The following is a 23828-nucleotide window of genomic DNA, read 5'->3' on the forward strand; positions in this document are numbered from 1 at the left end:
CTGTTCCCCGTCCGGGCCGACATGCGCCGGGGCCCCGTGGGGCCCCGTGCGGGATTACTTGAAGCGATAGTTGATCCGACCCTTGGTCAGATCGTAGGGGGTCATTTCGACCTGCACCTTGTCGCCGGCGAGAACACGGATGCGGTTCTTGCGCATCTTGCCTGCCGTATGTGCGATAATCTCATGGCCGTTCTCGAGCTCGACCCGGAAAGTCGCATTAGGCAGGAGTTCCTTCACGACGCCGGGGAATTCGAGAATGTCTTCCTTGGCCATGTGATCTCCTTCGTTGCGGCCCGCGCATTTCGCGCGAGTGCGCGTGATATGGTGCCATCGCGGCCTTTTTTCAAGGCAATATTGCGCGAGCGGCCCGGCAGAACGCGGGGGCCGGGCATGCGGGACACGCAGGGGTCGCGCTCAGCGCAGGGTGATCCGTTCGACCTCGGTGGCCATCGGTTCCGACTCGGGCCAGTGGCTGCGGTTGCGGACGACGCCCGTCGCGCGGACACGGGCGATGGCGGCGGGATCGACCTCGGCATAGGTCCAGCCGGGCTGGTTCTGGGGGGCGGAGGCGAGGATGCCGTCGGAGGGAAATCCGGTGTCGGGCGGGCAGAAAACCCCGGCCCCGCCGTGGCTTGTCGCCAGAAGATCAAGCTTTTCGTAAGGTCCGATAGTCGAGGACATGACCGTCACGCACTGGGTCTCCAGCGCCCGCGCCCGCGCGCCGATGCGCACCCGCCAGTAGCCGTATGCGGCCTCGGTGGTCGAGGGGATCAGGATCAGGTCCGCCTCGCGCAGGGCGCGGGTGAGCAGCGGGAACTGGCAGTCGTAGCAGATGTTGATCGCGATTTTCCCGAGCGCCGTGTCGAACAGCCTGAGCGGAGACTGGCCCACCACGCCCATCTGGTCACGCTCCCACATGGTCATGATCTGCTTGTCCTGAAAGCCGGTCTGGCCCGTGGGGGTGTGGAAGAACGCGCGGTTCACGAACTTGCCGTCATCGATGACCGAGCCGGAACCGCCGAGGATATGCACCCCGAACCGCGCGGCCAGGTCGCGGTGCAGGGCGTTCGCGTCGGGCATCATCCCGGACACCGCCGTCATGGCGCGTTGCGTGTCGGCGGCCGTGGCCTCGCCCGCGATAGAGACAAGCTCCATCGCGCCGTATTCCGGAAAGACAAGGAGGTCCGCGCCCTGCCCCGCCGCCTCGGACACCCAGGCTGTCTGCTTGGCCTCGTACTCCGCCCACGAGGCGAACCAGTCGAGCGGATAGGAGGCGGCGGCGATCTTCATAAGGGGCTCCGGAGCGGTGTCGGTCTGGCGCCGGTATAACGTCGGTGACGCGATGGTGCCACTGTCGGAGGGGCGTGCAACCGGGCCTGCCCGATCTGGCGACGCGTGGGAGGCCCGTGCCGACCACTTACGAGCGTCGGGTCGAGAAGCTGACGGAACGCAACGGTCGTGCTGAATCGATGGGCCCACACCTGGCCGGCATAAGCCCATCAGAGAGGCAGCGCCCCGGCGAACGAACCGACGTCGAAGGCCGGGGGGATGGCCGCCTGTCGCCGCTCAGCCCAAGCGCATGGCGTCGGCTTCGGCCAGCGCGGCGATCGACAGCCGTTCGCGGATGACCGAAGCGGGCTGGCGCAGGAAAGCACGGGTCACCATCCTGACCTCGGCCTCGGACATGTCGAACGCTGCGGCCACCTTGGTCCGCGGCTCGCCCCGCAGGACACGTGCGGCGGCCAGTTCGCCGGGGCGCGGGGTCAGCATGTCGCGCAGCCGAGCAGGGCCGATCACGTCGTCGCCTCGGGAATCCGGCGCCGCGCGCGCCATCAGCGCACCCGCATTGGCGGACAGGTTGATCCGCCAGAGCGCCATATACCAAGGGTCATCTGCATCGCGGCCTTCGAAAAGTGTCCACTTCAGGCATTCCCATTCGGTCACGCCTTCAGGCCGGCGCCACTCTTCACGCACATCGACCACGACCTCCGGCCCGCCGATCTGTTCCGGATCGTCGGTTGCCGCATCGCCGAAATGCTTGATGATGAAGTTGAGCAACGCACCGGGTGTCGCGAATTGCGACAGCATCGTGCTGCTGATCGCAGTCGAACCAATCGTGCGGATGTCCTGCTGAAGGCCTTCCACGACCCCGGCCCATGCCGTATCGGAGTCTGAATCGAACGCCGTCGAGGTCACCCGGAACTCATGAACCTGCTGGTCGTCCAGATCCTTGAACAGCAGCGCAGGCGGCCCGACACCTTCCTCGCGGGTCCATGAATCGAGTTCGGGCGGTTCCGCCTCCGGCGGCTCGTGCGTCAGGAAGTTGCTGTTGTCGATGCGTGTCAGGGTGACGAATTCCGGCTCGTCGTCAGAGCCTTCGTCGCCCTTGCCATAAGCGTAAGCCAGAAGTTGGACGCGGATCGCCCGCCACCATTGATTGCTGGCGGCGTCCAGTGGCCACTGAATGACATCCTTGGGTCCATGGCCGAATTCGGCGTCCGGTTGCCGGTATCCATCCCGAATGACGAGCTTGAGGTCTTCCACTTCCCTGGTCGAGGGCATGACAATCTCCTCCTGAAAATATGCGCTTGAATTGAGATCTGGAAAATTCATTCGCCCGAAACGGGGCGCGCCCTTACGCTACGTCAGGCCGCTCCATTTAAGACAGTCAGGAATCCCTGACCCGCCCCATTCGGCCTTTCACAGGCCGCGCATCCAGAATTGGAGGGTGTGATCCGTCTCATTGATCTGCCCCGTCTCGCGCCATGCGAACCTGGCGGAAACACCGGGCAGCGGGGCGCAGCCGCGTTTGCGCCAGAAGGCATCGAGCGGGGCGTAATCAACCGGTCGCCGCGGGTGGGTGTCCGGCCGGGAGACGGCACAGAAGGCCGAGAACCGCCGCCCTAGCGCACGGGCGTGCGCCTCGCGCGCGTCGAAGAAGGCGTGGCCGATGCCCCTGCCCCGGTATTCGGGCAGCAGGACCGACTCGGCGCAGTAGAAGATCTCGGTCAGCGGTTCGGGCCTGTCGGCGAAGGCGGCGGCGAAGTCGTCCGAGTGATCCTCCATCGCCGTGCCGGTCGCGGCGCCCACGATCCGGGTGCCGTCGAAAGCCGCCGCCACGATGGCCGAGGGGGCGAGGTAGCTTTCGAGGTAGCGCCGTTCGTAGGCGAGGTCGCCGTCGTAAAGGTAGGGGAATGCGCGAAAGACCTCGATCCTCAGCCGCGCGACATCGTCCAGCGCGGCATGCAGGGCGGGGCCGGTGAGGACCCGGACTTCGGTCACTTCACCTGCCGCAGCCAGTCGGCGAGGTTGTAATAGGTCGTCACGCGCGAGATCAGGCCGTCGGTCAGGGTAAAGAACGAACCGGCAGGCAGGCGGTAGGTCTGGCCGCGCGCCTCGGGCAGGCCGGCGTCTGTCTCGAGGTAGGTGCCGTTGACCATGTATTCCGCCGCCCCGCGGGTGCCGCCCTCGGCGGTGAAGATCACCATCTCGGTCAGCCGCTCGTCGTAACAGCGGCACATGTGGGCGCAGAACTCGGCAAAGGCCGCGCGGCCGGTGCGGACCTGCCCCTCGTTCACGTGATGGGCGAGGTCTTCGGTCACGCAGGCCAGCATCGCCTCGGTGTCCTTGGCGTTGAAGGCGTTGAAGTAGCGGTGGATCACGTCGTGCATCGCCTTACCCCGGCATCGGATCGCCCCACCGGTCCCTGAGCGCGGAGACGATCTGGTCCCGCGCCTGCCGGTAGGCGTTGAGTTTCTGTTCCCGGCTCTCGCCGATCGCGGTCGGGTCCATGATCGGCCAGAAATCGACCGTCAGGTGATAAAAGCGCGTCAGGTCCAGCACCCGTTTCTGCGAGGCGGGCGACAGCGCGACGATCAGGTCGAAGGACCCCAGGTCGTCGCCCCATTTCTGCATCTCGTCGAAGCTGCGCGACCGGTGGCGCGACAGTTCGACCCCGATCTCCTTGCAGACCGCGATCGCGAATCCGTCGATCTCCAGGTCGTTGTGCACCCCCGCGGACTGCACGTAGGTGCCGGTGCCGTAGAAGTGCTTCATGATGCCCTCGGCCATGGGCGATCTGACCGCGTTGTGGTCGCAGCAGAACAGCACGGACTGGGGCAGCGGATGCGGCAAGGTCAGCCTCCGAAGTGCAGCACGCAGATCAGGGTGAAAAGGCGCCGCGCGGTGTCGCTGTCGATCTCGGCCTTGCCTTCCAGCCGCTCCATCAGGACGCGGGCACCCTCGTTGTGGATGCCGCGCCGGGCCATGTCGATGGTCTCGATCTGGTGCGGCGGCAGGGTCTTCACGGCATCGAAGTAGCTCTTGCAGATGGCGAAGTAGTCCTTGACCACCTGCCGGAACGGCCCGAGCGACAGGTGGAACTCGGCCGCCGGTTCGTCGCCTTCGGTCCGGATGTCGAACACCAGCCGCTTTTCGCGGATCGACAGGCCCACCTTGTAGGGCCCGTCCGGCACCAGCCGGTCGTCGCGTTTGGGGAGCGAGAACGAATTCTCCTCCATCAGGTCGAACATTGCGACCTTGCGTTCCTGTTCGATCTCGGGCGTGGGCGGCGGAAGGTTCCGGTCGTCCAGTTCGATATGCGCAATATGGGACATGGTCAGTGACCCCCTCTGGCTTGCGTGGGCCTCCCCTTCTGGCGTCTATTTATGCTGCATTGCAGCAAAAGCCAGCAGGAAAAATGCAAGCCGGTTAACCGGTCCGCGGACTATTCACGAAGCATTGAGCCGGTTCAAGCGGGCGCGGACGGAAAGTCCGTGCGCTTCGAGGCTTTCCGACTGCGCCAGCGTCTCGGCCGCGGGACCTATGGCCGCCAGCGCCTCGGGCGTCATCCGGGCCATGGTCGTCCGCTTGAGGAAATCCATCACCGACAGGCCGGAGGAGAACCGGGCCGAGCGGGCCGTCGGCAGGACGTGGTTCGGCCCGCCGACGTAGTCGCCGATGGCCTCGGGCGTCCACTGGCCGAGGAAGATCGCCCCGGCGTGGGTGCAATCGGCCGCCAGCGCGTCGGGGTCGGCGACGCAAAGCTCAAGGTGCTCGGGCGCGATCCGGTTGGACAGGGCGGCGGCCTCGGTCAGGTCGCGCACGGTGATGACCGCACCGAAGTCGCGCCAGGAGGCGGCGGCGATGGCGCGGCGGTCAAGCGTTTCGAGGCGTTTGTCGACGGCCGCCGCGACGGCGCGGCCAAAGGCGGCGTCGGTGGTGATCAGCAGCGCCTGCGCGCTTTCGTCGTGTTCCGCCTGGCTCATCAGGTCGAGCGCGATCCAGTCGGGATCGTTGTCGCCGTCGGCGATCACGAGAATCTCGGACGGGCCCGCGATCATGTCGATGCCGACCCGGCCGAACACCCGGCGCTTGGCGGCCGCAACGAAGGCGTTGCCGGGGCCGGTGATCTTGTCGACCGGCGCGATGGTCGCGGTGCCATAGGCCAGCGCGGCGATCGCCTGCGCCCCGCCGATCCGGTAGATCTCGTCAACGCCCGCGATCTTCGCGGCGAGGATCACCAGCGGGTTCACCTCTCCGTCCGGGGTCGGCACGCAGATCGCCAGCCGCCCGACCCCCGCCACCTTGGCCGGGATCGCGTTCATCAGGACCGAGGACGGATAGGACGCCAGCCCGCCGGGCACGTAGAGACCCGCCGCCGACACCGCGGACCAGCGCCAGCCCAGCGTCGCGCCGTCGGGGTCGGTCCAGCTGGCATCCTCGGGCATCTGGCGGACGTGGTAGGCGCGTATGCGCTGCGCGGCGGTTTCCAGCGCCGCCGCCTCGGCGGGTGGCACCCGTCCGGCGTGCATCTCGATCTCGGCGGGCGAGAATCGCATCGTGTCGGGCGTCAGGGCCAGGCGGTCGAAGCGCGCGGTGAGTTCGATCACCGCGTCGTCGCCACGCGCGCGGACGTCCGCGATGATCCCGGCGACCACGTCGTCCACATCCGGGCTGTCCTCGCGCTTGGCGCCGAGCAGCGCGGCGAACCGCGTCTCGAAATCCGCATCCGCGGTCGACAGGAACTGGGGCATCGCGACCTCCGTCAATGACCCTGTCCCCATACAAGCCGCCGCCCCGCCCCTCAAGAGCGTGATCCCCTGCTTCATCTGGCCAAGTAAACTCCCGCCGGAGGCTTGCCGGTTTCCCTCGGAAACCGGCAACAGGACCCTACCCCACGCGCATCGCCGGGGATTGCGCCCCGCCGCCGTCACGCTACCCTGTCCGCCCATGTGTGGACGTTTCGCCGTGACCCTTCCGCCCGACGCGATGGCGCAGCTTTTCGAAGCCGCACCCGCCAACGCCATGCCCGAGGTGCCGAATTACAACGTCTGCCCGACCAACAGCGTCATGTCCGTCTCGCTGTCTGAAAGCGGGCGGCGGCTGACGGGGATGAGGTGGGGCTTCCTGCCGCACTGGTACAAGGCGACAAACGACGGCCCCCTGCTGATCAACGCACGGGCCGAGACGATCGCCGAGAAACCCGCCTTCCGCGCCGCAGCGCGGGAACGGCGCTGCCTGATCCCGATGGACGGATTCTATGAATGGGACCGGGCGGGCGACAAGAAGCTGCCGTGGTTCATCCACCGGGCCGACGGGGCGCCGATGGTGGTGGCGGGCATCTGGCAGGACTGGGCGCGCGGGGACGAGAGCTTCACCACCTGCGCCATCGTGACGACCGAGGCCGGGGGCAAGATGGCCGAGATCCACAACCGGATCCCCGTGATCCTCGAGCCCGAGGACTGGCCGCTGTGGCTGGGCGAGGCCGGAAAGGGCGCGGCGCGGCTGATGACAGCCGCGCCGGATGACGTGATCGAGATGTATCGGGTCGGGACCGAAGTGAATTCCAACAGGGCGAGCGGCGCGGGGCTGATCAAACCGCTGCACGCCTGACGCGCTCAGAGTGAACCGAGCAGCCCGCCAGTGGATGCGGAAACGGTGTTCGTGACACCTTTCGCGACCTGGAGACCGTTGATTTCCGACAGCAGATTGGTCAGCACGGCGGTCGGGACCTTCTGCAGACCGAGCATCGAATTGATCCCCACCTGCGAGTTCGGATAGTTCACCTGGCTCGGAGTCTGGTTCACCTTGAAATCGCCGCTGATGCCATTGTTGTCCCACCAGGATGTGACCTTGCGGAATTCGGTCTGGACGCCGGGCTGCACGAACAGGAGGAAGCCCTGCTTGTTCCCGAGCGTGCCGGTGTTCCACTCGGCGTTCGAGGCTTCGATCTTGATAGAGCCGGAGGCCTTGTTCACGAACAGCAAGCGGTCGCCGTTCTGGACGTAGGACCGGTCGGGGAATGCGCCCTTGCCGGTGAGGATCACCAGGTGGGTCACGCCCGTGAACGGCACGCTTTCCTCGATCGTCTGCATCAGCGCACCGTTGCCGAGCGTCGCCGGCACGATACCGCTGCTGCTGCCACCGCCACTGCTGCCACTGTCAGAACAGAAGAACCAGCACCACTGCGCCGAGGCCGTCTGCGGCGTCGCGAACAAGGCGAGCAGGCCGAGCGCGGCCACCTGCATCATTCTGGAGAACATGATCTACCCTTCTCGATTCAGTCGGTACGGCATACGGGCCGCATATTTTTTCGTCCCGAATGTCCTACCCCCGGAATTGGGCGGGAATGTGACCGATTGTTTTCGATCCGGAACCGCAGCGTTCGCATCACCCGCCACATGCACGAATACCGTCGAGCCGGTATTCCAATTTACCCGTGGTTCAGCATGATGGCCGGGACATCCGGCGCGGGAGGCCGGACCAAGGGGAGGATTGACCATGACACGCACCAGCCTGAAGCCATCGCTCGGGGAGACCGCCGCATGAGCGCCGCACAGCCGGGCATGACGCCCTTTTCGCTCGACGGCCGGGTCGCGGTCGTCACCGGAGCCGGGTCGCGGTCCGACGGGATCGGCAACGGACGGGCCGCCTCGATCACCATGGCGCGCCTCGGCGCGAAGCTGGCGCTGATCGACGAGAACGTCGAATGGGCCGAAGCCACACTGAAGATGATCGAGGACGAAGGCGGCACGGCAAAGGTCTACAAGTGCAACGTCGCCGACGAGGCGGAGTGCAAGGCCACGATCGCGGCCATCACCGCCGATCTCGGCGCGCCGGACATCCTCGTGAACAACGTCGGCCTCGGCGGCCCGGACGGCACCGCGCTGGACGTCGACATGGCGGCCTGGGACCACGCGATGAGCGTCAACGTCAGTTCCATGGTGCTGATGTCGCGCGCCTGCCTGCCCGCGATGATCGAACGCGGCTCGGGCTCGATCGTCAACATCGCCTCGGTCGCGGGGCTGATCGGCGGCCACCCCAAGCTGCTCTACCCGACCTCCAAGGGCGCGGTGGTGCAGATGAGCCGGGCGATGGCCACGCATCACGGGCGCGACGGGGTTCGGGTCAACTGCATCTGCCCCGGCATGGTCTACACGCCGATGGTCTATACCCGCGGCATGGACGACAAGCTGCGCGAAAGCCGCAAGAACCGGTCGCTGCTGCAGGTCGAGGGCACGGGCTGGGACGTGGGCAACGCGGTCGCCTTCCTCGCCTCGGACGCCGCGCGCTGGATCACCGGCGTCGTGCTGCCGGTCGATGCGGGCGCCACCGCCGGGCGTCACCGCGAAGGCTGAGGCGAGGCGGACCGCAAGGTCCGACGAGCCGCCCCCGGACAGGAGAGCAAAGATGACGATGAAAGCCGCCGTACTTGGCGACAACGGGCCCGAGATCCGGGACATGCCGGTGCCCGAACCGGGCCCCACCGAGGTTCTGGTGCGGGTCTGCGCCGCCTCGCTCAACCGCGCCGACCTACTGATCGCGGCAGGCGGGCGACACGGGTTCCACAGCCATTCCGGCCAGCCGATCGGGCTGGAATGGGCGGGCGAAGTGGTCTCGGCCGGACCGGATGCCGGGGGATACAAACCCGGCGACCGGGTGATGTGCTCGGGCAATGGCGGTTTCGCGGAATACGCGGTGGCCGATCACCGGCGCTGTTTCCCGGTGCCCGAGGGGATGGAGTGGACCACCGCCACCTGCTACCCGGTCGCGCTGCGCACCATGACCGATGCCGTCCTGATCAACGGGCGGATGAAGGCCGGGGACGCGGTGATGATCCTCGGGGCCTCGTCCGGGGTCGGCCTGCTGGGGATGCAGATCGCCAAGCGCCGCGGCGCATCGCTGGTGATCGGCACCTCGACGACCGAGGCGCGGCGGTCGCGGCTGGCGGAATTCGGCGCGGATCACGCCATCGACCCGACCGCCGAGGGCTGGGCCGACAAAGTGCTGGAGCTGACCGGCGGGCGCGGCGTGGACGTGATCGTCGACATGCTGTCCGGCCCCTACATCAACGACGCCCTGTCCTGCACCGCCTACGAGGGCCGGATCGTCAACGTCGGCCGTCTGGCGGGACAGATGGGCGAGTTCAACTTCGACCTGCATGCGCTGCGGCGGATCCACTACATCGGGGTCACGTTCCGCACCCGGACGGTCGAGGACGTGGCGGCGATCAACGAGGTGGTGCAGCGCGATGTCTGGCCGGATTTCGAGGCGGGGCACTACAGCCTGCCGATCGACCGGACGATGCCGCTGATGCAGATCCGCGAGGCGCTGGACGAGATGAAGGCGAACACCCATTTCGGCAAGATCGCGGTGACGCCGGGGAACTGAGGGCGAAGATATCCGACCGTCCAGTTTCCGGTTCGTGCCGGATCGCGATGCTGACGCAAAGGGATCCTTCGACGCAATCGGACCCCTGGGGTGCCTGCCCGTGGGTGGGCGCCTCCGCCGATTGACCGGTGCGCTTTATCCCCGCCAGAAACCTCCTCCGCCACAGGTCATCGCGCGGATGACACAGCGCCTACCCGCAGGGACGGGCAGGCGCTCGGCGCGGCGGGCTTCGCCCTTGATTCCGCGCCCGGTCGGGAAATGCATCCATCTTGGCAGGCTTCCCTTGCCCCAGCCAATCGGCCGGGTAACCTGCCCGTGGGTGGGCGCCCACAACGACTGAACGGCGCGCTTTATCCTCGCCACAAACCGCGTCTGCCCAAGGTCATCGCGCGGATGACACGGCGCCTACCCGCCGGGACGGGCAGGCGCCAGGCGCGGCGGCTTCGCCTTGATTCCGCGCCTGATCGGGAACAGCAGCCGGCCGCATCCCGATCAGGCGGGAGCGGCTGGTCAATTGGTCCCGGTCAGCCCCTAACGCCGACAACTCACGTTGAACTGCCGCCCGCCGGACTCTCCGTCGCGCATCCATCCGGGCCGGACAGCGACAAGACAAGGCATGCAGAGTGTTCAGGCTTGTTAGCCGCAGGCACCGATGGCAATTACATCCGCCGGGACAGCCGGACGGATCGCTCAGGCGTTCCGGGCGAGCCGTGCCTCGAGCACGTCGAAGGGGACGCCGGGTTCGTCCTTGGCGCAGCGGATCACCAGCGAGGTCTTGACGCTGGCCACGTTGTCGGCCGCCGTCAGTTCCTCGGTCAGGAAGGTCTGGAAGGTCGACAGGTCGGGCGCCACGCATTTCAGGATGAAATCCACCTCGCCGTTCAGCATGTGGCATTCCCGGACCAGTGACCACTCGCGGCAGCGCTTCTCGAAACGCGACAAGTCCGCCTCGGCCTGGCTCTGCAGACCGACCATGGCAAAGACCTGAACCTCGAACCCCAGTTCGCGCGTGTCGACATTGGCGTGGTAGCCGCGGATGTAGCCCTGATCCTCCAACGTGCGCACGCGGCGCAGACAGGGCGGGGCCGATATGCCGACGCGGCGCGCAAGCTCGACATTGGTCATGCGTCCGTCGGCCTGCAGTTCAGCCAGAATTTTTCGGTCGATCGGATCGAGCCGCCCCGCCGTCATCATCATGCTCCCCAGAATTTGCGATTCTTATAACAGCGCGGGATCTGCGCGCAAGATTCTTTCAAGGCGGGGAAATTTTCTTGCAGCTGCCCGCATATCCCTGCCCGTTTCCCAAGCATACCGCCCCGCGCATGGCTGCCAGACCGGAGGCGTGGCGGGGTTCCACTCGGCCCGCCGAACGCCTATATCCCGCTGACACCTATCATGGGGGACGCATTATGGCCGAGACGCGCAAGACAAAGGTTCTCATCATCGGATCGGGCCCGGCGGGCTATACGGCGGGCGTCTATGCCAGCCGCGCCATGCTGTCGCCGATCCTCGTGCAGGGGATCGAACCCGGCGGTCAGCTGACCACCACCACCGAGGTCGAGAACTGGCCCGGCGACACCGAGGTGCAGGGCCCCGACCTGATGGTCCGGATGGAAGCCCATGCCAAGGCCATGGGTTGCGAGATCGTCGGGGACATCATCACCGATCTGGATCTTTCCAAGCGCCCCTTCACCGCCAAGGGCGACAGCGGCACCGAATATGTGGCCGACGCCGTGATCCTCGCGACCGGCGCGCGGGCGAAATGGCTGGGCCTCGACAGCGAGGAGGCCTTCAAGGGCTTCGGCGTCTCCGCCTGCGCGACCTGTGACGGCTTCTTCTACCGCGGGCAGGAGATCGTGGTCATCGGCGGCGGCAACACCGCCGTGGAAGAGGCGCTGTTCCTGACCAACTTCGCGTCCAAGGTCACGCTGATCCACCGCCGCGACGAACTGCGGGCCGAGAAGATCCTGATCGACCGGCTTATGAAGAACCCCAAGATCGAACCGCTGTGGCACCACGTGCTGGAAGAGGTCGTGGGCGAGGACAATCCCAAGGGCGTCAGCGCCGTGCGCGTGAAGCACGTGGATACGGGCGAAGTGACCGAAATCCCGGCCAAGGGCGTTTTCATCGCCATCGGCCACGCGCCCGCGTCCGAGCTGGTGAAGGACCAGCTGGAACTGCACAACGGCGGCTATGTGAAGGTGAAGCCCGGCTCGACCGAAACATCGATCCCCGGTGTCTTTGCCGCAGGGGACCTGACCGATCACAAGTACCGCCAGGCCGTCACCAGCGCCGGGATGGGCTGCATGGCCGCGCTCGACGCCGAGCATTTCCTGGCGGCCGTGGATGACGATGTCGCCGACGGCACCGCGCCCGAGGCACCCGTGGCCGTGGTCGGCGGCTGACGGCGTAGAGGGCTTTCCGGCCATGCCCGGCGGGCGGACCTGACGGCCGCCCCCCGGCGAAAACCCAGAAAACTGGTGAAAACTCTTCGGCTCCGCCTTAATCTGGCGGGGTTTTACGAGGAGTGATTTTCGATGAAGGATCCCACGCCCGCTGAACTGGCGCATATTCCGGCGCCTCCGCAGACCCTCTTCTTCGGCAATACGCTCGATAGCCTGAAGGACCTCGCAGCCTTCACACGCAGCAACGCGGCGCAGTTCGGAGAGGTCTACCGTGTGCGCTTCATGGGCCGCTGGCGCGTCTCGCTCACCTCGGCGGAAGCGGCGCAATATGTGCTGACCGATCCGGACAAACTCTTCTCGAACACGCTGGGCTGGGACCTGCTGACGCGCACCTTCAGCGGCGGGCTGATGCTGCGCGATTTCGACGACCACAGGGCGCATCGCCGGATCATGCAGGTCGCGTTCCGCAAACCGGCGCTCGACAGCTACCTGGACCTGATGGCGCCGGTGATCGGGCCGCTGATCGACGAATGGCCCGTGGACACGCCGATGACCTTCTATCCCGCCATCAAGGATGCGACGCTGAGGCTGGGCGCCAACGTATTTGCCGGACTGCCGCTGGACGATCCGCGCGCGGAAGAGCTGAACAGGGCCTTCATGGCGCTGGTGGCCTCGTCGATGGCCATCCTGCGCGTGCCCCTGCCCGGCTCCACCTATGCGCGCGGCCTGAAGGCGAGGGCCGACATGACCCGGCTGCTGACCCAATTGATGACCGAACGACGCGGCGGCGACGGCACCGACTTCTTTTCCGAGATGTGCCGCGCCGAGGATGAGGAAGGGCGCGCCTGGACCACCGACGAGATCGTCGCGCATTTCACCTTCCTGCTGGTGGCCGCGCATGACACGACCGCCACCGCACTGACCAGCATGATCTGGACCCTGGCGGAACATCCCGACTGGCAGGATCGGGTGGCGGAGGAGGCCGCAGCCCTCGGCGATGGCCCCTTCACACCTGATATGCTGGAGCGCATGCCGCTCACCGAACGTGTGATGAAGGAGGGCCTGCGCCTGATCCCCCCGGCGCCGGTCATCTCGCGCCGCAGCCTGCGCGCCTTCGAATGGGCCGGCATTCCGATCCCGGCGGGAACGATGATCAACGTCCAGGTGGGGGTCATCCACACGTCCGAGCGCCACTACACCGACCCCGACCGTTTCGACCCTGACCGCTACGCACCCGACCGGGCCGAAGATCGCAGCCACCGGTTCGCATGGACCCCCTTCGGCGGCGGCGCGCACAAGTGTATCGGAATGCACTTTGCGACGATGCAGATGAAAATGCTGGTCCGCGCCATTCTGTCCCGTTACCGCATAGCGCCCGCGGGCGATGCGCCGGTCCATTGGCAACGCCTGCCCATTCCCCGCCCCAAGGGCGGACTGCCGATCATACTGTCCCGGCGCTGAAGCCGGCGGTGGCAACTGGGCCACTGACCAGTGGTCCGGCCGAATAAAATCCTAAGCCCCGAAAGAAAATGCTTTGCTGCGCCGCAGAACTGTGTGATGCGTTCAGCCGTGAACACACTTGAGTCGCCCGCCTTGACCGCCCTGAAACGCCATATCATCACTGACGAGGAAGGTCAGCTGTTCCGCCTCCTGCGCCATCTGGACATGGCGCCCCAGGCATCGCAGCGGTCCATCGCCTCGGCCATTGGCGTGTCGCTGGGCCGGTTGAACGCACAGCTCAGGTCCGCCGCAGAGGCCGGGTTCATCACGATCAGCGAACGCGAGGGGCCCGACCGGCGCCAGCGCTTCGCCTATACCCTGACCATGCGCGGCGCGACCGAGAAAGCCAGGCTGGCCGACCGCTTCCTCGCACGGAAATTCGCCGAATATCAGAGCTTACATGCCGAACTGACTGGATCGGGCGCGCGCCTGATCCCCTTAAACGACAGGACTACTTTCATGCAGAACAACCTTGCACCGATCCCCGAGCTGTTCGTGTCATACGACAGCGCGCAGAAACTGAAGGTCGAAGCCGCCGACCTGACCAGCTGGGACCTGTCCCCGCGCCAGATCTGCGATCTGGAACTGCTGATGAACGGCGGCTTCAACCCGCTCAAGGGCTTCCTGTCGGAAGAGGATTACAACGGCGTCGTCGACAACATGCGGCTGGCCAACGGCACCCTGTGGCCGATGCCCATCACGCTCGACGTCAGCGAAAAGTTCGCCGACAGCATCGAGATCGGCCAGGACATCGCCCTGCGCGACCAGGAAGGCGTGATCCTCGGGACCATGACCGTCACCGACCGCTGGACGCCGGACAAGGCGAAAGAGGCCGAGAAGGTCTTCGGCGCAGATGACAGCGCGCATCCCGCCGTCAACTACCTGCACAACACCGCCGGCAAGATCTACCTCGGCGGCCCGGTCACCGGCATCCAGCAGCCCGTGCACTATGATTTCCGCGCCCGCCGCGACACGCCGAACGAACTGCGCGCCTACTTCCGCAAGCTCGGCTGGCGCCGCGTCGTCGCGTTCCAGACCCGCAACCCGCTGCACCGCGCACACCAGGAACTGACCTTCCGCGCCGCCAAGGAAGCGCAGGCCAACCTGCTGATCCACCCGGTCGTCGGCATGACCAAGCCGGGCGACGTGGACCACTTCACCCGCGTCCGCTGCTACGAGGCGGTTCTGGACAAGTATCCGGGTTCGACCACCACGATGAGCCTGCTGCCGCTCGCCATGCGCATGGCCGGCCCGCGCGAGGCCGTCTGGCACGGGCTGATCCGCAAGAACTACGGCTGCACCCATTTCATCGTCGGCCGCGACCACGCCGGCCCCGGCTCCAACTCCAAGGGCGAAGACTTCTACGGCCCCTATGATGCGCAGGACCTGTTCCGCCAGCATCAGGAGGAAATGGGCATCGAGATGGTCGACTTCAAACACATGGTCTATGTGCAGGAGCGCGCCCAGTACGAAGCCATCGACGAGATCGAGGACAAGGATCAGATCACGATCCTGAACATCTCGGGCACCGAACTGCGCCGCCGTCTGGCCGAAGGGCTGGAGATCCCGGAATGGTTCTCGTTCCCCGAGGTGGTCAAGGAACTGCGCCGCACCAAGCCGCCGCGCTCCAAGCAGGGCTTCACCGTGTTCTTCACCGGCTTCTCGGGCTCGGGCAAGTCGACGATCGCCAACGCGCTGATGGTCAAGCTGATGGAGATGGGCGGCCGTCCCGTCACCCTGCTGGACGGTGACATCGTGCGGAAGAACCTCAGCTCGGAGCTGGGCTTCTCGAAAGAGCACCGTGACCTGAACATCCGCCGCATCGGCTATGTCGCGTCCGAGATCACCAAGAACGGCGGCATCGCCATCTGCGCCCCGATCGCGCCCTATGCCACCACCCGCCGGGCCGTGCGCGAGGATGTCGAGCAGTTCGGCGCCTTTGTCGAAGTGCACGTCGCGACCACGATCGAGGAATGCGAACGCCGCGACCGCAAGGGGCTCTACAAGCTGGCGCGCGAAGGCAAGATCAAGGAATTCACCGGGATTTCGGATCCCTATGACGTTCCCGAAAAGCCCGAGCTGCGGGTCGAGACCGAAGGCACCGACGTGGACAACTGCGCCCACCAGGTGATCCTCAAGCTCGAAAGCATGGGCCTGATCGCCGCGCACTGAGCCGCGATGCGCTGAAACTGCGAAACCCCTGCCGGTCCGGCGACCGGCAGGGGTTTTTCGTTTCCGGGCCTCAGCGCAGGCCGAGGAAGCCGAGGATGAAGAGCACGATGACGATAAGACCGACGAGCCAGATGATGCGGTTCATGGGATGTCTCCTGTTTGGGGCGTCCGGGCAAAACAGCTGACCGCCTTTATGGTTCCGCGATAGTGCGGCGGTGCGGGCGGCAATAGGGCGCCGGTCCTGCATTTCGGCACGCCAAATGTCGGCGGATCGGCATATATTGCCGCGGAGTCCCCTTGGTCGATTCCCGCCACATGCTGATAGTTTCGCTTTCCACGATCCCGCCGCGGTTCCAGAAGCTTGCGCCCATGTTCCGCACGCTTGCCATGCAAAGCAGACGCCCTGACCGCGTGATCCTGTACATCCCGCGGCAGTATCGACGCTGGCCGGATTTTGATGGACCGCCTCCCGCCCTGCCCGACGGCGTCGAATTGCGCATCGTGGACGAGGATTTCGGCCCCGCGACCAAGATCCTGCCTGCCGTGCGCGAGTTCGCCGGCCAGCCCGTAGACCTCCTGCTGTGCGATGACGACGGGCTCTACCCACGCAACTGGGCCGCCCGTTTCGAGTCTCAGGGGCGGAAGCGTCCGGGCATGGCCATCGCGGGCGACGGGTTCGAGGTCGGCGGCCTGCTGCCGGATGCGCGAAAAGGGCTCCTGACCCCGCGCGCCATGCGAACATGGCGCAAGGCGGACCTGGCCTATCAGGCTCGGCTGATGCACTGGGCCATGCTGCAACGTCTGACGGGAAAACCGGGGCTCAAGCCCCGGCGGCACGCCCACATCCGGTCCGGATATGTGGACATTTTCGAAGGCTACGCCGGCGTGCTGGTCCGGCCCGAGTTCTTCGACGAAGAGGCCTTTGTTATTCCGGACGTCTGCCGTCACGTCGATGACGTCTGGCTGTCGGGAATGCTGGCGCGGCGGGGGATCCCGATCTGGCTCGATGCCGGCCAGCAGACAGTGCAGACGACCGAGGCCGAACTTGCGGAACCGCTCGTGAACATGGTCGTCGGGGGTTTCGGGCGGCTGGACATCAACCGACAGGCGGCCGAGCACCTGCGGAAGACCTTCGCCATCTGGACGTGACGCCGCGCGCCCGGCGCGACGCCAATATGGCGAAGTGACCGGGGTGCAGATTGCCGCTTTGGTTTGACGCCGTTTGGCTGTATGGCCTGCGCGGGCCATCACGGAGGTTCTGGATGTGCTGATCATTTCGCTGTCAACGATCCCTTCCAGGTTCAACCAGATCGGTCCGACCCTCAGATGCCTGCTGAACCAGACGGTGAAGGCAGACCGCATCATCGTCTACGTTCCGAAAACCTACGCGCGCTTCCCGGATTACGACGGCAGCCTGCCCGAGGTGCCCGAAGGGGTCGAGGTCCACGTCTGTGACACGGACTACGGCCCCGCGACCAAGGCACTGCCGGCGGTGCGTGAATTCAAAGGGCAGGATGTCGACATCATCTTCTGCGATGACGACGTGCTCTACCCCCGCGACTGGACGGCCCGTTTCGTCAGGATGCGTCGACAGCGCCCGAACGAGGCGATCGCCACTGACGGCACCGAGGCGCGCGACGACGCGCCCGCCACGATGGAACGGGAGCATCAGCCGCGCGCCCTGCGCCTGTGGCGCAAGACGGACCCTTTCTTTCAGACCCGTCGCTTCAAGCGCTGGATCATGACCCGGCTCACCGGCCGACCACAGCCCGCCCCCGGTCGACGTGCGCACCTCAGATCGGGCTATGTCGACATCGTGCTGGGCCACGGTGGCGTCATGGTGCGGCCCGAGTTCTTCGACGAGGATGCCTACGACATTCCGTGGGAACTGCGGTCAGTCGACGATGTCTGGCTGGCGGGACAAATGGGCAAGAACGGCGTGCCGATCTGGCTGGATGCCAGCCACCGCTACATCCCGACGGCCCCCGCCGACGTCTTTGATCCGCTGCACAAGGCCGTTCATGCGGGCATGGACCGCAGCGCCGCCAACCGCGCCTGTATCGAATACTTCAGAAAGACCTACGGCATCTGGCCCTGACCGCTCACAGACCAAGGCTGCCGCGCATCAGCACGACGCCCGACCCGCCGACCTTGACCCCTGAAATATCGTCTGGCGGCCCCAGCACCTCGACCCGCGCCTGTCCGGGGCGGTCCATGAAGTGCCCCTGTTCGGCGACGAAGCATGGGCCCGGCAGGTGCCCTCGCGCCCAGAGATAGGCGGCCATGCAGCCGGTCGCCGAACCGGTGAAGGGATCCTCCCACGGGCCCGGCTGGCGCATGAACAGGCGTGACGATGTATCGCCCGCCGGGGTCGTGCCCTGCGGCACCGTCAAGAACACCATCCGGCAGTCGGTCTCGGGATCGGCAAGAAACGCCTCGAACGCGGGATGATCCGGGCCCGCACGGCGCAGCGCGTCGAGCGTGCGCAGCGCCAGGATGCAGAACCGCGACCCGGTGGAGACGGTCTGCGGGGTGTCCAACACATCCTCACCGGACAGGCCGAAGAGGCGGGCGATGCGATCCGGATCGTAGGTCTTGCCGAACTCCGTCCGAAGCTGGGTCATGGTGACCACGGCCGGGCCATCGGCAACCTGTTCCACCTCGATCTGCAGCACGCCCGCCCCGACCTCGAGCGTGAAGGCGGCCCGGCCGTCCGTCAGCGGGACGATGCCGCGGCTGACCAGCGACACGACGGTGGCGACGGTCGGGTGGCCGGCCATCGGGATTTCTCCATCCGGCAGGTAATACCGCGCGCCGAAATCAGCCCGGTCCGAGGCGACCACATAGGCGCATTCGGACAGCCGCGTTTCGCGCACCAACGCGATCCGGTTCTGAACGGAGATATCGTCGGCCCCGTGCACGACCACGCAGGGGTTGCCGCCGAAGGGCCGGTCCGTGAACGCGTCGACCCAGTCGCAGTCGTAAGTCTTCATTCCCGTCCCCTCACCCTGTCCGGCTGCAGACTGGTCAGGACAGGGAACGCTGTCAACGTGCCCGGATATGCGAAGCGCCCGCGATACCTGATCGCGGGCGCTTGCTCATCCCTCGGGACGATACGGTTCGGGCAGTTACTGAAGAATGCCCACGTTGTTGCCGTTGCCGCCCTGGGTGTAGTTGGCAACGTTGGAGCCGCCGACCTGCACCACCGCCGACACGTTGTCGTTCCCGGTGACGCTTGCCGTGATGACGTTGAGCGCGCCGTCCTGAACCATGCCGAACAGATTGCGTTCGCCCGAGAACCCGGCGGTCACATCGTTGTCGTCGCCGAACTGCTTGATCATGCCCACCTCGAACATGAGCGAACCGTTCGACGCCGTCAGCGCGCTGCCGACAAGACCGGTCGCATTCAGCGGAGCCAGTCCGTTGCCGCTGCCATCCACGGTCAGCATGACACCGTTTCTGTCACCCGACTGATAGACACCGAAGCTGTTGGTGCTGCCCGACACGGTGACATCGGCCTCGTTGTCGTCATCAAACTGCGTGACACCGACATTGTTGAAGTCGTTGCCGACAGACAGCGTCGAGATGGTGATCAGGTTGCGGTTGCCGTACTGGTAGGTACCGACTTGGTTGCTGTTACCATCAATATCCAGCGTGCCGATGGTGTTGTCATCGCCGAGCTGCGTCACGCCGAATTCGTTGTTCGACCCCGAAATGTCGACGTTCGCGGTGTTGTTGCTGTGAAGAATGCCGTTGTAGTACCGCGTGCCCTGGATGAAGCTGCTGTCGGTTGCACCGGATGCGGCCGCGAAACCCGACAGACCCAGGGTACCGTTGCTGTCGCCGGAAATCGTGACGGTCAGATCGTTGCCCAGCCGCGGCGTCGCCGCGCTGCCTTTCGTCACCTGGGTGACCTGGTCGATGGCGTTGCCGGCGCCCAGCATCTTGATGTCGGCCGTGCTGCCATTGTCACCGCCATCGCGGTCCTGCGTGATCTTGGCGATCGTGTTGCCGTCGCCGCCGGACTGTTCCACCGTCAGGGTGTTGCCGGACTGGTAGGATCCCCCGAAGCGGGTGCTCTGGAAAACGGACCCGATGACGTTGTCGTTCGACGCCTGCAGGATGTCCGCGCTCGACCCGTTGGTCTTCTGCGACTGCTGCCGGAATCCGGTTCCGCTGCTGCCCAGCGGTGTCAGGCCGATGCTGTTGTCGTCACCGCTCTGAACGATGGTCAGCGTGTTGACCTGCGTCAGAGGTTGGCCTGCAAACTGTTCGATGCTGCCGGAAGCGGAACCAGCATCGTTCCGGCTCCCCCCGGACTGGTCGATACTTGCGGTGTTGCCGGGACCGGATTGGTCAAGATAGGCGTTGTTTTCATCCGCGAATGCGGCCAGCGGCATAGATGCCACCGTCGCGAGCAGCATATATTTCTTAAAAGTCATTATAGACCCCCAGTAACATTTATCGCGACGCCGTCAAAATACTGAACCAGAGACAACCCAAAGGAGATTAAAACTCTCCATATATGCCGATTGGTTACATCACCTCCCACGTCACCGAAACAGACTGCCCCAATTTCGTCACATTCCGCAAGAAGAATACCGAAAAGGCCGAAAACCCGTTGTTTCGGCCCAATTGGACTTAAGATTTGGGAAACTATTCCGGAGCCCGATCCAACACCGTTTCGCAATCACAAAGGGCGAAATTGCGAATCGCTTCTCGGGCAAGTGCTCAATATCCGGCGCGACCCCGCGCCGTAATCGTAGCACGGGGTCCCGCCGTTGGCATGCAGCTGAGAAGAGGGCCTAGTGCACCGTGACCGGTGCGAAATCGTTCTGGCGGGCCAGGATGAAGGCGAGGTTCCGGTCCTTGACCAGCGCCAGCCGCTCGCCGTCCTCGTCATGCACCGCATAGACGGTGTCCGCACCTTCGGCCTGCGCACGCACCTCGACCGGCAGGTCCTCGACCGCGACCGGGCGGATGTAGACGATCCGCTGCGTTTCGTCCTGAGTGACTTCGTATTTCGTTTCCATCTCTACTACCCCTTCGTGATCCGTATCGTCTGGATAACGCGTTCGGGCTCCGCTCGGTTCAGATCCACGTGCAAAAGCCCGTTTTCCAGTCGCGCCTCGCCCACTTCCACGCCCTCGGCCAGCACGAAACTGCGCTGGAACTGACGCGCCGCGATACCGCGGTGCAGAAAGGTGCGGCCTTCGCTGTCGTCGGCCTGACGGCCCCGGATCACCAGTTGGCGATCCTCGACCGTGATCGACAGATCGGCGTCGGTGAAGCCCGCGACGGCGAGCGTGATGCGATAGGAATTGTCCGAGGTCTGTTCGATGTTGAACGGGGGATAGCCCTCGTTCCCACCCTTGGCGCCGCGTTCCAGCAGGCGCTCGAGCTGTTCGAACCCGAGAAGATAGGGGTGAGACCCCAGCGTGAGTTTCGTCATCGACATGTCCTTGTCCCAAGCGACATTTCCGTGGCGTCCCTGTCAGGCGGCGCCCCTTCGCTATCGAATATGGGGGCTGCTCTCACACCGCGCAAGGAGTCGGATGCGGGCAGTTCCGGGTGGATGGTTCCTGTGCAACGGCCTTTCCCGAAGCGGGTGGACGCGGTATCGTCCGGGCAAAGCAACAGTCCCGGACCACGCCATGAACGCCCAGAACGACATCTCGATGAAGACCGACGAGGTGCTGCGGGTCGAACTGGAGGTCTTTCGCCAGCAGCACCGCGATCTGGACGACGCGATCCGGGCGCTGCAGGACCGCGGCACGGCGGACCAGCTGACCCTGCAGCGGCTGAAGAAGCAGAAGCTGCGGCTGAAGGACCTGATCGCGGCGATCGAGGACCGGCTGACGCCGGACATCATCGCCTAATTTTCAGCCTGCGCTGCGAATGTTCCAGTCGAGGCTGTAGGTCTGTATCAGGCCCAGCTCGACGCCGGCTGCGGTGTGTATGGGCAATCCGTTCCAGATGCCGTGCGGCGGCTCCATCGTAAGAAGTCCCACCGTCTGCCCGAGTGCAAGCGCTTCACCTATCAACGCGCCGATGCGCATCGACGTCCGCTGAGATGATCCCGGACGTGCATAGAACCTGATCCGTTTGGAAAGACCCATGGAAGCCAGTCCGACGTAGAGAGCATGCCTGCCATCGTGAAAGGCATAGAGACCGGGCTGTTTCGGCAAATCGGACGGGACTGAAAGGCGTCCGTCTTCGCCCTGCTCCCAAGCTGTCCGCTCACGAAATCCGGCGGCCAGCAGAAGCTCTATCGGCAACCTTGGCTTGCCCTGTTGCGCTGTCACTTGAGGGGGCGCACTGGACGCCCCCGGCGAGACGCCCGATCTTTTCAGGACGTTGTATACATGCTGATACCGGATACCGAGGTGTCGCGCGATGTCGGCGACCGGCATTCCGGTCGCGGCAAGTGCCCTGATCCGATCGGCCTTCGTCTCCATTCAGATTTGTTCGCGTATTGATGTCATGGATGCCTCAATATAATCGAAAGTCTCAACTGTGAGGAGCGGCCAATGTCCGGAGTCGAGATCGGGATCATCATGGGCAGCCAGTCCGACTGGCCGACGATGAAGGAGGCCGCCACGATCCTCGACGAACTGGGCGTGCCCTACGAGACCCGGATCGTCAGCGCGCACCGCACGCCCGACCGGCTGTGGTCCTACGGCAAGGAAGCCGCGGGCCGGGGCCTCAAGGTCATCATCGCGGGCGCGGGCGGCGCGGCACATCTGCCGGGCATGATGGCATCCAAGACCCGCGTGCCCGTCATCGGCGTGCCGGTGCAGACGCGGGCTTTGTCCGGCGTCGACAGCCTCTACTCCATCGTCCAGATGCCCAAGGGCTTTCCCGTCGCAACCATGGCCATCGGATCGGCCGGGGCCGCGAACGCGGGGCTGATGGCCGCCGCGATCCTCGCCACCTCGGACCCGGCGCTGGCCGACCGGCTGGACGCATGGCGCGCGGCGCTGTCTGCCTCCATCCCCGAGGTGCCCGAGGATGAGTGACATCCGCACCATCGGCATCCTCGGCGGTGGCCAGCTGGGCCGGATGCTGTCGGTCGCGGCCTCGCGCCTCGGCCTGCGCTGCCACATCTACGAGCCGGGCGCGAACCCGCCCGCCGCCGACGTGGCCCACGCCTGCACCACCGCGCCCTACGAGGACGCGGCGGCGCTGCTGGCCTTTGCCGACAGCGTGGACGTCATCACCTACGAGTTCGAGAACGTGCCGACCTCGGCGCTCGACCTGCTGGAATCGCGCCGCCCCATCCGTCCGGGACGCGAGGCGCTGCGGATCAGCCAGGACCGGCTGACAGAAAAGGATTTCCTCAGCGGGCTGGGGCTGAAGACCGCGCCCTACGCGGCGGTCGACGACCTCTCCGCGCTGGAGGCCGCGGTTGCGCAGATCGGCACGCCCGCGATCCTCAAGACCCGGCGTCTTGGCTATGACGGCAAGGGACAGGCGCGGCTGAAGTCGCCCGGCGACGCCGCGGCGGCGTGGGAGGCGATGGCCGGGGCACCGTCGATCCTCGAAGGCTTCATCGACTTCTCGACCGAAGTTTCGGTCATCGCCGCGCGGAACGTGGATGGAGACGTTGCCTGCTACGATCCGGGCGAGAACCTGCACGAGGACGGCATCCTGCGCCGCACCACCGTGCCCGCGCCGATCCCGTCGTCGCTCAGGACCGACGCGGTGCTGCTGGCCTCGCGCATCCTGAACGCGCTCGATTATGTCGGCGTGCTGGGGGTCGAGCTCTTCGTCACGCCCGGCGGGCTGGTGGTGAACGAGATCGCACCGCGGGTCCACAATTCGGGCCACTGGACGCAGAACGGCTGCACCGTGGACCAGTTCGAACAGCATATCCGGGCCGTCGCGGGCTGGCCGCTCGGCGACGGGTCGCGGCATGCGGACGTGGTGATGGAAAACCTGATCGGCGCGGATATGGACCGGGTGCCGGAGCTGGCGAAACGCGCCGACACGGCGCTGCATCTCTACGGCAAGGGCGATGCGCGTCCGGGCCGCAAGATGGGCCATGCCAATATCGTCCGCCCCCGCAGCGGATAACCC

General features: G+C 65.6%; 26 protein-coding genes. 11 read left to right on the plus strand and 15 right to left on the minus strand.

The window, feature by feature from the left end; translation table 11 throughout:
* Positions 1-54: 54 nt before the first annotated feature.
* From infA to hisD, 8 genes are all read right to left on the minus strand, one after another.
* The gene (gene infA / locus ATO6_RS13655) at positions 55-273 is read right to left on the minus strand and encodes a translation initiation factor IF-1 (RefSeq protein WP_010137880.1); all 219 of its coding nucleotides are present in this window, start codon (positions 271-273) and stop codon (positions 55-57) included.
* 141 nt (positions 274-414) lie between these two features.
* Positions 415-1290, minus strand: coding sequence for a carbon-nitrogen hydrolase family protein (locus tag ATO6_RS13660; RefSeq protein WP_088624579.1), 876 nt, complete (start codon positions 1288-1290; stop codon positions 415-417).
* 276 nt (positions 1291-1566) lie between these two features.
* Positions 1567-2562 (minus strand): hypothetical protein, encoded by a 996-nt coding sequence (locus tag ATO6_RS13665; RefSeq protein ID WP_088624580.1) that lies wholly within the window; start codon positions 2560-2562, stop codon positions 1567-1569.
* Positions 2563-2700: 138 nt separating this feature from the next.
* The gene (locus ATO6_RS13670) at positions 2701-3282 is read right to left on the minus strand and encodes a GNAT family N-acetyltransferase (protein ID WP_088624581.1); all 582 of its coding nucleotides are present in this window, start codon (positions 3280-3282) and stop codon (positions 2701-2703) included.
* Positions 3279-3671 (minus strand): ketosteroid isomerase-related protein, encoded by a 393-nt coding sequence (locus ATO6_RS13675; protein WP_088624582.1) that lies wholly within the window; start codon positions 3669-3671, stop codon positions 3279-3281. Before ATO6_RS13675 ends, ATO6_RS13670 begins: the two co-directional genes overlap by 4 nt.
* A 4-nt stretch (positions 3672-3675) precedes the next feature.
* On the minus strand, positions 3676-4134 hold the full coding sequence (locus ATO6_RS13680; protein ID WP_088624583.1) for a low molecular weight phosphatase family protein: 459 nt from the start codon (positions 4132-4134) through the stop codon (positions 3676-3678).
* A 2-nt stretch (positions 4135-4136) separates the two neighbouring features.
* Positions 4137-4616, minus strand: coding sequence for a UPF0262 family protein (locus ATO6_RS13685; protein ID WP_088624584.1), 480 nt, complete (start codon positions 4614-4616; stop codon positions 4137-4139).
* Positions 4617-4730: 114 nt separating this feature from the next.
* Positions 4731-6035: a histidinol dehydrogenase gene (hisD, locus tag ATO6_RS13690; protein ID WP_088624585.1), complete on the minus strand. Its 1305-nt coding sequence runs from the start codon at positions 6033-6035 to the stop codon at positions 4731-4733.
* Positions 6036-6231: 196 nt separating this feature from the next.
* Here hisD and ATO6_RS13695 point away from each other — a divergent pair, with 196 nt between their 5' ends.
* The gene (locus tag ATO6_RS13695; protein WP_088624855.1) at positions 6232-6894 is read left to right on the plus strand and encodes an SOS response-associated peptidase; all 663 of its coding nucleotides are present in this window, start codon (positions 6232-6234) and stop codon (positions 6892-6894) included.
* 5 nt (positions 6895-6899) lie between these two features.
* Here the strand turns inward: ATO6_RS13695 and ATO6_RS13700 are convergent, their stop codons facing one another.
* The gene (locus tag ATO6_RS13700; RefSeq protein ID WP_141101999.1) at positions 6900-7544 is read right to left on the minus strand and encodes a hypothetical protein; all 645 of its coding nucleotides are present in this window, start codon (positions 7542-7544) and stop codon (positions 6900-6902) included.
* 282 nt (positions 7545-7826) lie between these two features.
* Between ATO6_RS13700 and ATO6_RS13705 the strand changes: the two genes are divergently transcribed.
* Both ATO6_RS13705 and ATO6_RS13710 read left to right on the plus strand, forming a co-directional pair.
* Entirely contained in the window at positions 7827-8639 is an 813-nt protein-coding gene (locus tag ATO6_RS13705; protein ID WP_217899003.1) for an SDR family NAD(P)-dependent oxidoreductase, read from the plus strand.
* Between the two features lie 52 nt (positions 8640-8691).
* A complete protein-coding gene (locus tag ATO6_RS13710) occupies positions 8692-9672 on the plus strand; it encodes a zinc-binding dehydrogenase (protein ID WP_217899004.1) in 981 nt (326 codons plus the stop codon).
* A 690-nt stretch (positions 9673-10362) separates the two neighbouring features.
* Here the strand turns inward: ATO6_RS13710 and ATO6_RS13715 are convergent.
* A complete protein-coding gene (locus ATO6_RS13715; RefSeq protein ID WP_088624857.1) occupies positions 10363-10863 on the minus strand; it encodes an Lrp/AsnC family transcriptional regulator in 501 nt (166 codons plus the stop codon).
* A 218-nt stretch (positions 10864-11081) separates the two neighbouring features.
* Between ATO6_RS13715 and trxB the strand changes: the two genes are divergently transcribed.
* The 5 genes from trxB (at position 11082) to ATO6_RS13740 (ending at position 17847) form a co-directional block, all read left to right on the plus strand.
* Positions 11082-12077, plus strand: a complete 996-nt coding sequence (gene trxB, locus ATO6_RS13720; protein ID WP_088624588.1) for a thioredoxin-disulfide reductase — start codon at positions 11082-11084, stop codon at positions 12075-12077.
* 132 nt (positions 12078-12209) lie between these two features.
* Positions 12210-13538 (plus strand): cytochrome P450, encoded by a 1329-nt coding sequence (locus ATO6_RS13725; RefSeq protein WP_088624589.1) that lies wholly within the window; start codon positions 12210-12212, stop codon positions 13536-13538.
* A gap of 108 nt (positions 13539-13646) precedes the next feature.
* Positions 13647-15749, plus strand: coding sequence for a bifunctional sulfate adenylyltransferase/adenylylsulfate kinase (locus ATO6_RS13730; RefSeq protein WP_254919155.1), 2103 nt, complete (start codon positions 13647-13649; stop codon positions 15747-15749).
* A 369-nt stretch (positions 15750-16118) separates the two neighbouring features.
* On the plus strand, positions 16119-16898 hold the full coding sequence (locus tag ATO6_RS13735; RefSeq protein WP_141102000.1) for a glycosyltransferase family 2 protein: 780 nt from the start codon (positions 16119-16121) through the stop codon (positions 16896-16898).
* A gap of 115 nt (positions 16899-17013) precedes the next feature.
* Positions 17014-17847: a glycosyltransferase family A protein gene (locus ATO6_RS13740; RefSeq protein WP_088624592.1), complete on the plus strand. Its 834-nt coding sequence runs from the start codon at positions 17014-17016 to the stop codon at positions 17845-17847.
* Positions 17848-17851: 4 nt separating this feature from the next.
* On the opposite strand, the gene ATO6_RS13745 is transcribed toward ATO6_RS13740, so the two are convergent.
* From ATO6_RS13745 to ATO6_RS13760, 4 genes are all read right to left on the minus strand, one after another.
* Positions 17852-18742 (minus strand): PhzF family phenazine biosynthesis protein, encoded by an 891-nt coding sequence (locus ATO6_RS13745; RefSeq protein ID WP_088624593.1) that lies wholly within the window; start codon positions 18740-18742, stop codon positions 17852-17854.
* A 135-nt stretch (positions 18743-18877) separates the two neighbouring features.
* On the minus strand, positions 18878-20191 hold the full coding sequence (locus ATO6_RS13750; protein WP_141102001.1) for a hypothetical protein: 1314 nt from the start codon (positions 20189-20191) through the stop codon (positions 18878-18880).
* Positions 20192-20554: 363 nt separating this feature from the next.
* Entirely contained in the window at positions 20555-20782 is a 228-nt protein-coding gene (locus tag ATO6_RS13755) for a DUF1150 family protein (RefSeq protein ID WP_088624595.1), read from the minus strand.
* A 5-nt stretch (positions 20783-20787) separates the two neighbouring features.
* The gene (locus ATO6_RS13760) at positions 20788-21201 is read right to left on the minus strand and encodes an Hsp20 family protein (protein ID WP_088624858.1); all 414 of its coding nucleotides are present in this window, start codon (positions 21199-21201) and stop codon (positions 20788-20790) included.
* Positions 21202-21403: 202 nt separating this feature from the next.
* Here ATO6_RS13760 and ATO6_RS13765 point away from each other — a divergent pair, with 202 nt between their 5' ends.
* Positions 21404-21628, plus strand: a complete 225-nt coding sequence (locus ATO6_RS13765; RefSeq protein WP_088624596.1) for a YdcH family protein — start codon at positions 21404-21406, stop codon at positions 21626-21628.
* 3 nt (positions 21629-21631) lie between these two features.
* Here ATO6_RS13765 and ATO6_RS13770 read toward each other — a convergent pair whose 3' ends face one another.
* Entirely contained in the window at positions 21632-22207 is a 576-nt protein-coding gene (locus tag ATO6_RS13770) for a hypothetical protein (RefSeq protein WP_088624597.1), read from the minus strand.
* 72 nt (positions 22208-22279) lie between these two features.
* Between ATO6_RS13770 and purE the strand changes: the two genes are divergently transcribed.
* Together purE and ATO6_RS13780 are read left to right on the plus strand one after the other, a co-directional pair.
* The gene (gene purE / locus ATO6_RS13775) at positions 22280-22768 is read left to right on the plus strand and encodes a 5-(carboxyamino)imidazole ribonucleotide mutase (RefSeq protein ID WP_088624598.1); all 489 of its coding nucleotides are present in this window, start codon (positions 22280-22282) and stop codon (positions 22766-22768) included.
* Positions 22761-23825, plus strand: coding sequence for a 5-(carboxyamino)imidazole ribonucleotide synthase (locus tag ATO6_RS13780; RefSeq protein ID WP_088624599.1), 1065 nt, complete (start codon positions 22761-22763; stop codon positions 23823-23825). The genes purE and ATO6_RS13780 overlap by 8 nt, the downstream gene beginning before the upstream one ends.
* Positions 23826-23828: the final 3 nt, after the last annotated feature.

The organism is Oceanicola sp. 22II-s10i (assembly GCF_002210105.1).
Classification (GTDB): Bacteria; Pseudomonadota; Alphaproteobacteria; order Rhodobacterales; family Rhodobacteraceae; genus Pseudooceanicola.

Excerpts from the sequence above, each read along its gene's own strand:
- infA (WP_010137880.1), bottom strand. The coding sequence starts at position 273 with ATGGCCAAGGAAGACATTCTCGAATTCCCCGGCGTCGTGAAGGAACTC.
- ATO6_RS13660 (WP_088624579.1), bottom strand. The coding sequence starts at position 1,290 with ATGAAGATCGCCGCCGCCTCCTATCCGCTCGACTGGTTCGCCTCGTGG.
- ATO6_RS13665 (WP_088624580.1), bottom strand. The coding sequence starts at position 2,562 with ATGCCCTCGACCAGGGAAGTGGAAGACCTCAAGCTCGTCATTCGGGAT.
- ATO6_RS13675 (WP_088624582.1), bottom strand. The coding sequence starts at position 3,671 with ATGCACGACGTGATCCACCGCTACTTCAACGCCTTCAACGCCAAGGAC.
- ATO6_RS13685 (WP_088624584.1), bottom strand. The coding sequence starts at position 4,616 with ATGTCCCATATTGCGCATATCGAACTGGACGACCGGAACCTTCCGCCG.
- hisD (WP_088624585.1), bottom strand. The coding sequence starts at position 6,035 with ATGCCCCAGTTCCTGTCGACCGCGGATGCGGATTTCGAGACGCGGTTC.
- ATO6_RS13695 (WP_088624855.1), top strand. The coding sequence starts at position 6,232 with ATGTGTGGACGTTTCGCCGTGACCCTTCCGCCCGACGCGATGGCGCAG.
- ATO6_RS13700 (WP_141101999.1), bottom strand. The coding sequence starts at position 7,544 with ATGTTCTCCAGAATGATGCAGGTGGCCGCGCTCGGCCTGCTCGCCTTG.
- ATO6_RS13705 (WP_217899003.1), top strand. The coding sequence starts at position 7,827 with ATGAGCGCCGCACAGCCGGGCATGACGCCCTTTTCGCTCGACGGCCGG.
- ATO6_RS13710 (WP_217899004.1), top strand. The coding sequence starts at position 8,692 with ATGACGATGAAAGCCGCCGTACTTGGCGACAACGGGCCCGAGATCCGG.
- ATO6_RS13715 (WP_088624857.1), bottom strand. The coding sequence starts at position 10,863 with ATGACGGCGGGGCGGCTCGATCCGATCGACCGAAAAATTCTGGCTGAA.
- trxB (WP_088624588.1), top strand. The coding sequence starts at position 11,082 with ATGGCCGAGACGCGCAAGACAAAGGTTCTCATCATCGGATCGGGCCCG.
- ATO6_RS13725 (WP_088624589.1), top strand. The coding sequence starts at position 12,210 with ATGAAGGATCCCACGCCCGCTGAACTGGCGCATATTCCGGCGCCTCCG.
- ATO6_RS13735 (WP_141102000.1), top strand. The coding sequence starts at position 16,119 with ATGTTCCGCACGCTTGCCATGCAAAGCAGACGCCCTGACCGCGTGATC.
- ATO6_RS13745 (WP_088624593.1), bottom strand. The coding sequence starts at position 18,742 with ATGAAGACTTACGACTGCGACTGGGTCGACGCGTTCACGGACCGGCCC.
- ATO6_RS13750 (WP_141102001.1), bottom strand. The coding sequence starts at position 20,191 with ATGACTTTTAAGAAATATATGCTGCTCGCGACGGTGGCATCTATGCCG.
- ATO6_RS13755 (WP_088624595.1), bottom strand. The coding sequence starts at position 20,782 with ATGGAAACGAAATACGAAGTCACTCAGGACGAAACGCAGCGGATCGTC.
- ATO6_RS13760 (WP_088624858.1), bottom strand. The coding sequence starts at position 21,201 with ATGACGAAACTCACGCTGGGGTCTCACCCCTATCTTCTCGGGTTCGAA.
- ATO6_RS13765 (WP_088624596.1), top strand. The coding sequence starts at position 21,404 with ATGAACGCCCAGAACGACATCTCGATGAAGACCGACGAGGTGCTGCGG.
- ATO6_RS13770 (WP_088624597.1), bottom strand. The coding sequence starts at position 22,207 with ATGGAGACGAAGGCCGATCGGATCAGGGCACTTGCCGCGACCGGAATG.
- purE (WP_088624598.1), top strand. The coding sequence starts at position 22,280 with ATGTCCGGAGTCGAGATCGGGATCATCATGGGCAGCCAGTCCGACTGG.
- ATO6_RS13780 (WP_088624599.1), top strand. The coding sequence starts at position 22,761 with ATGAGTGACATCCGCACCATCGGCATCCTCGGCGGTGGCCAGCTGGGC.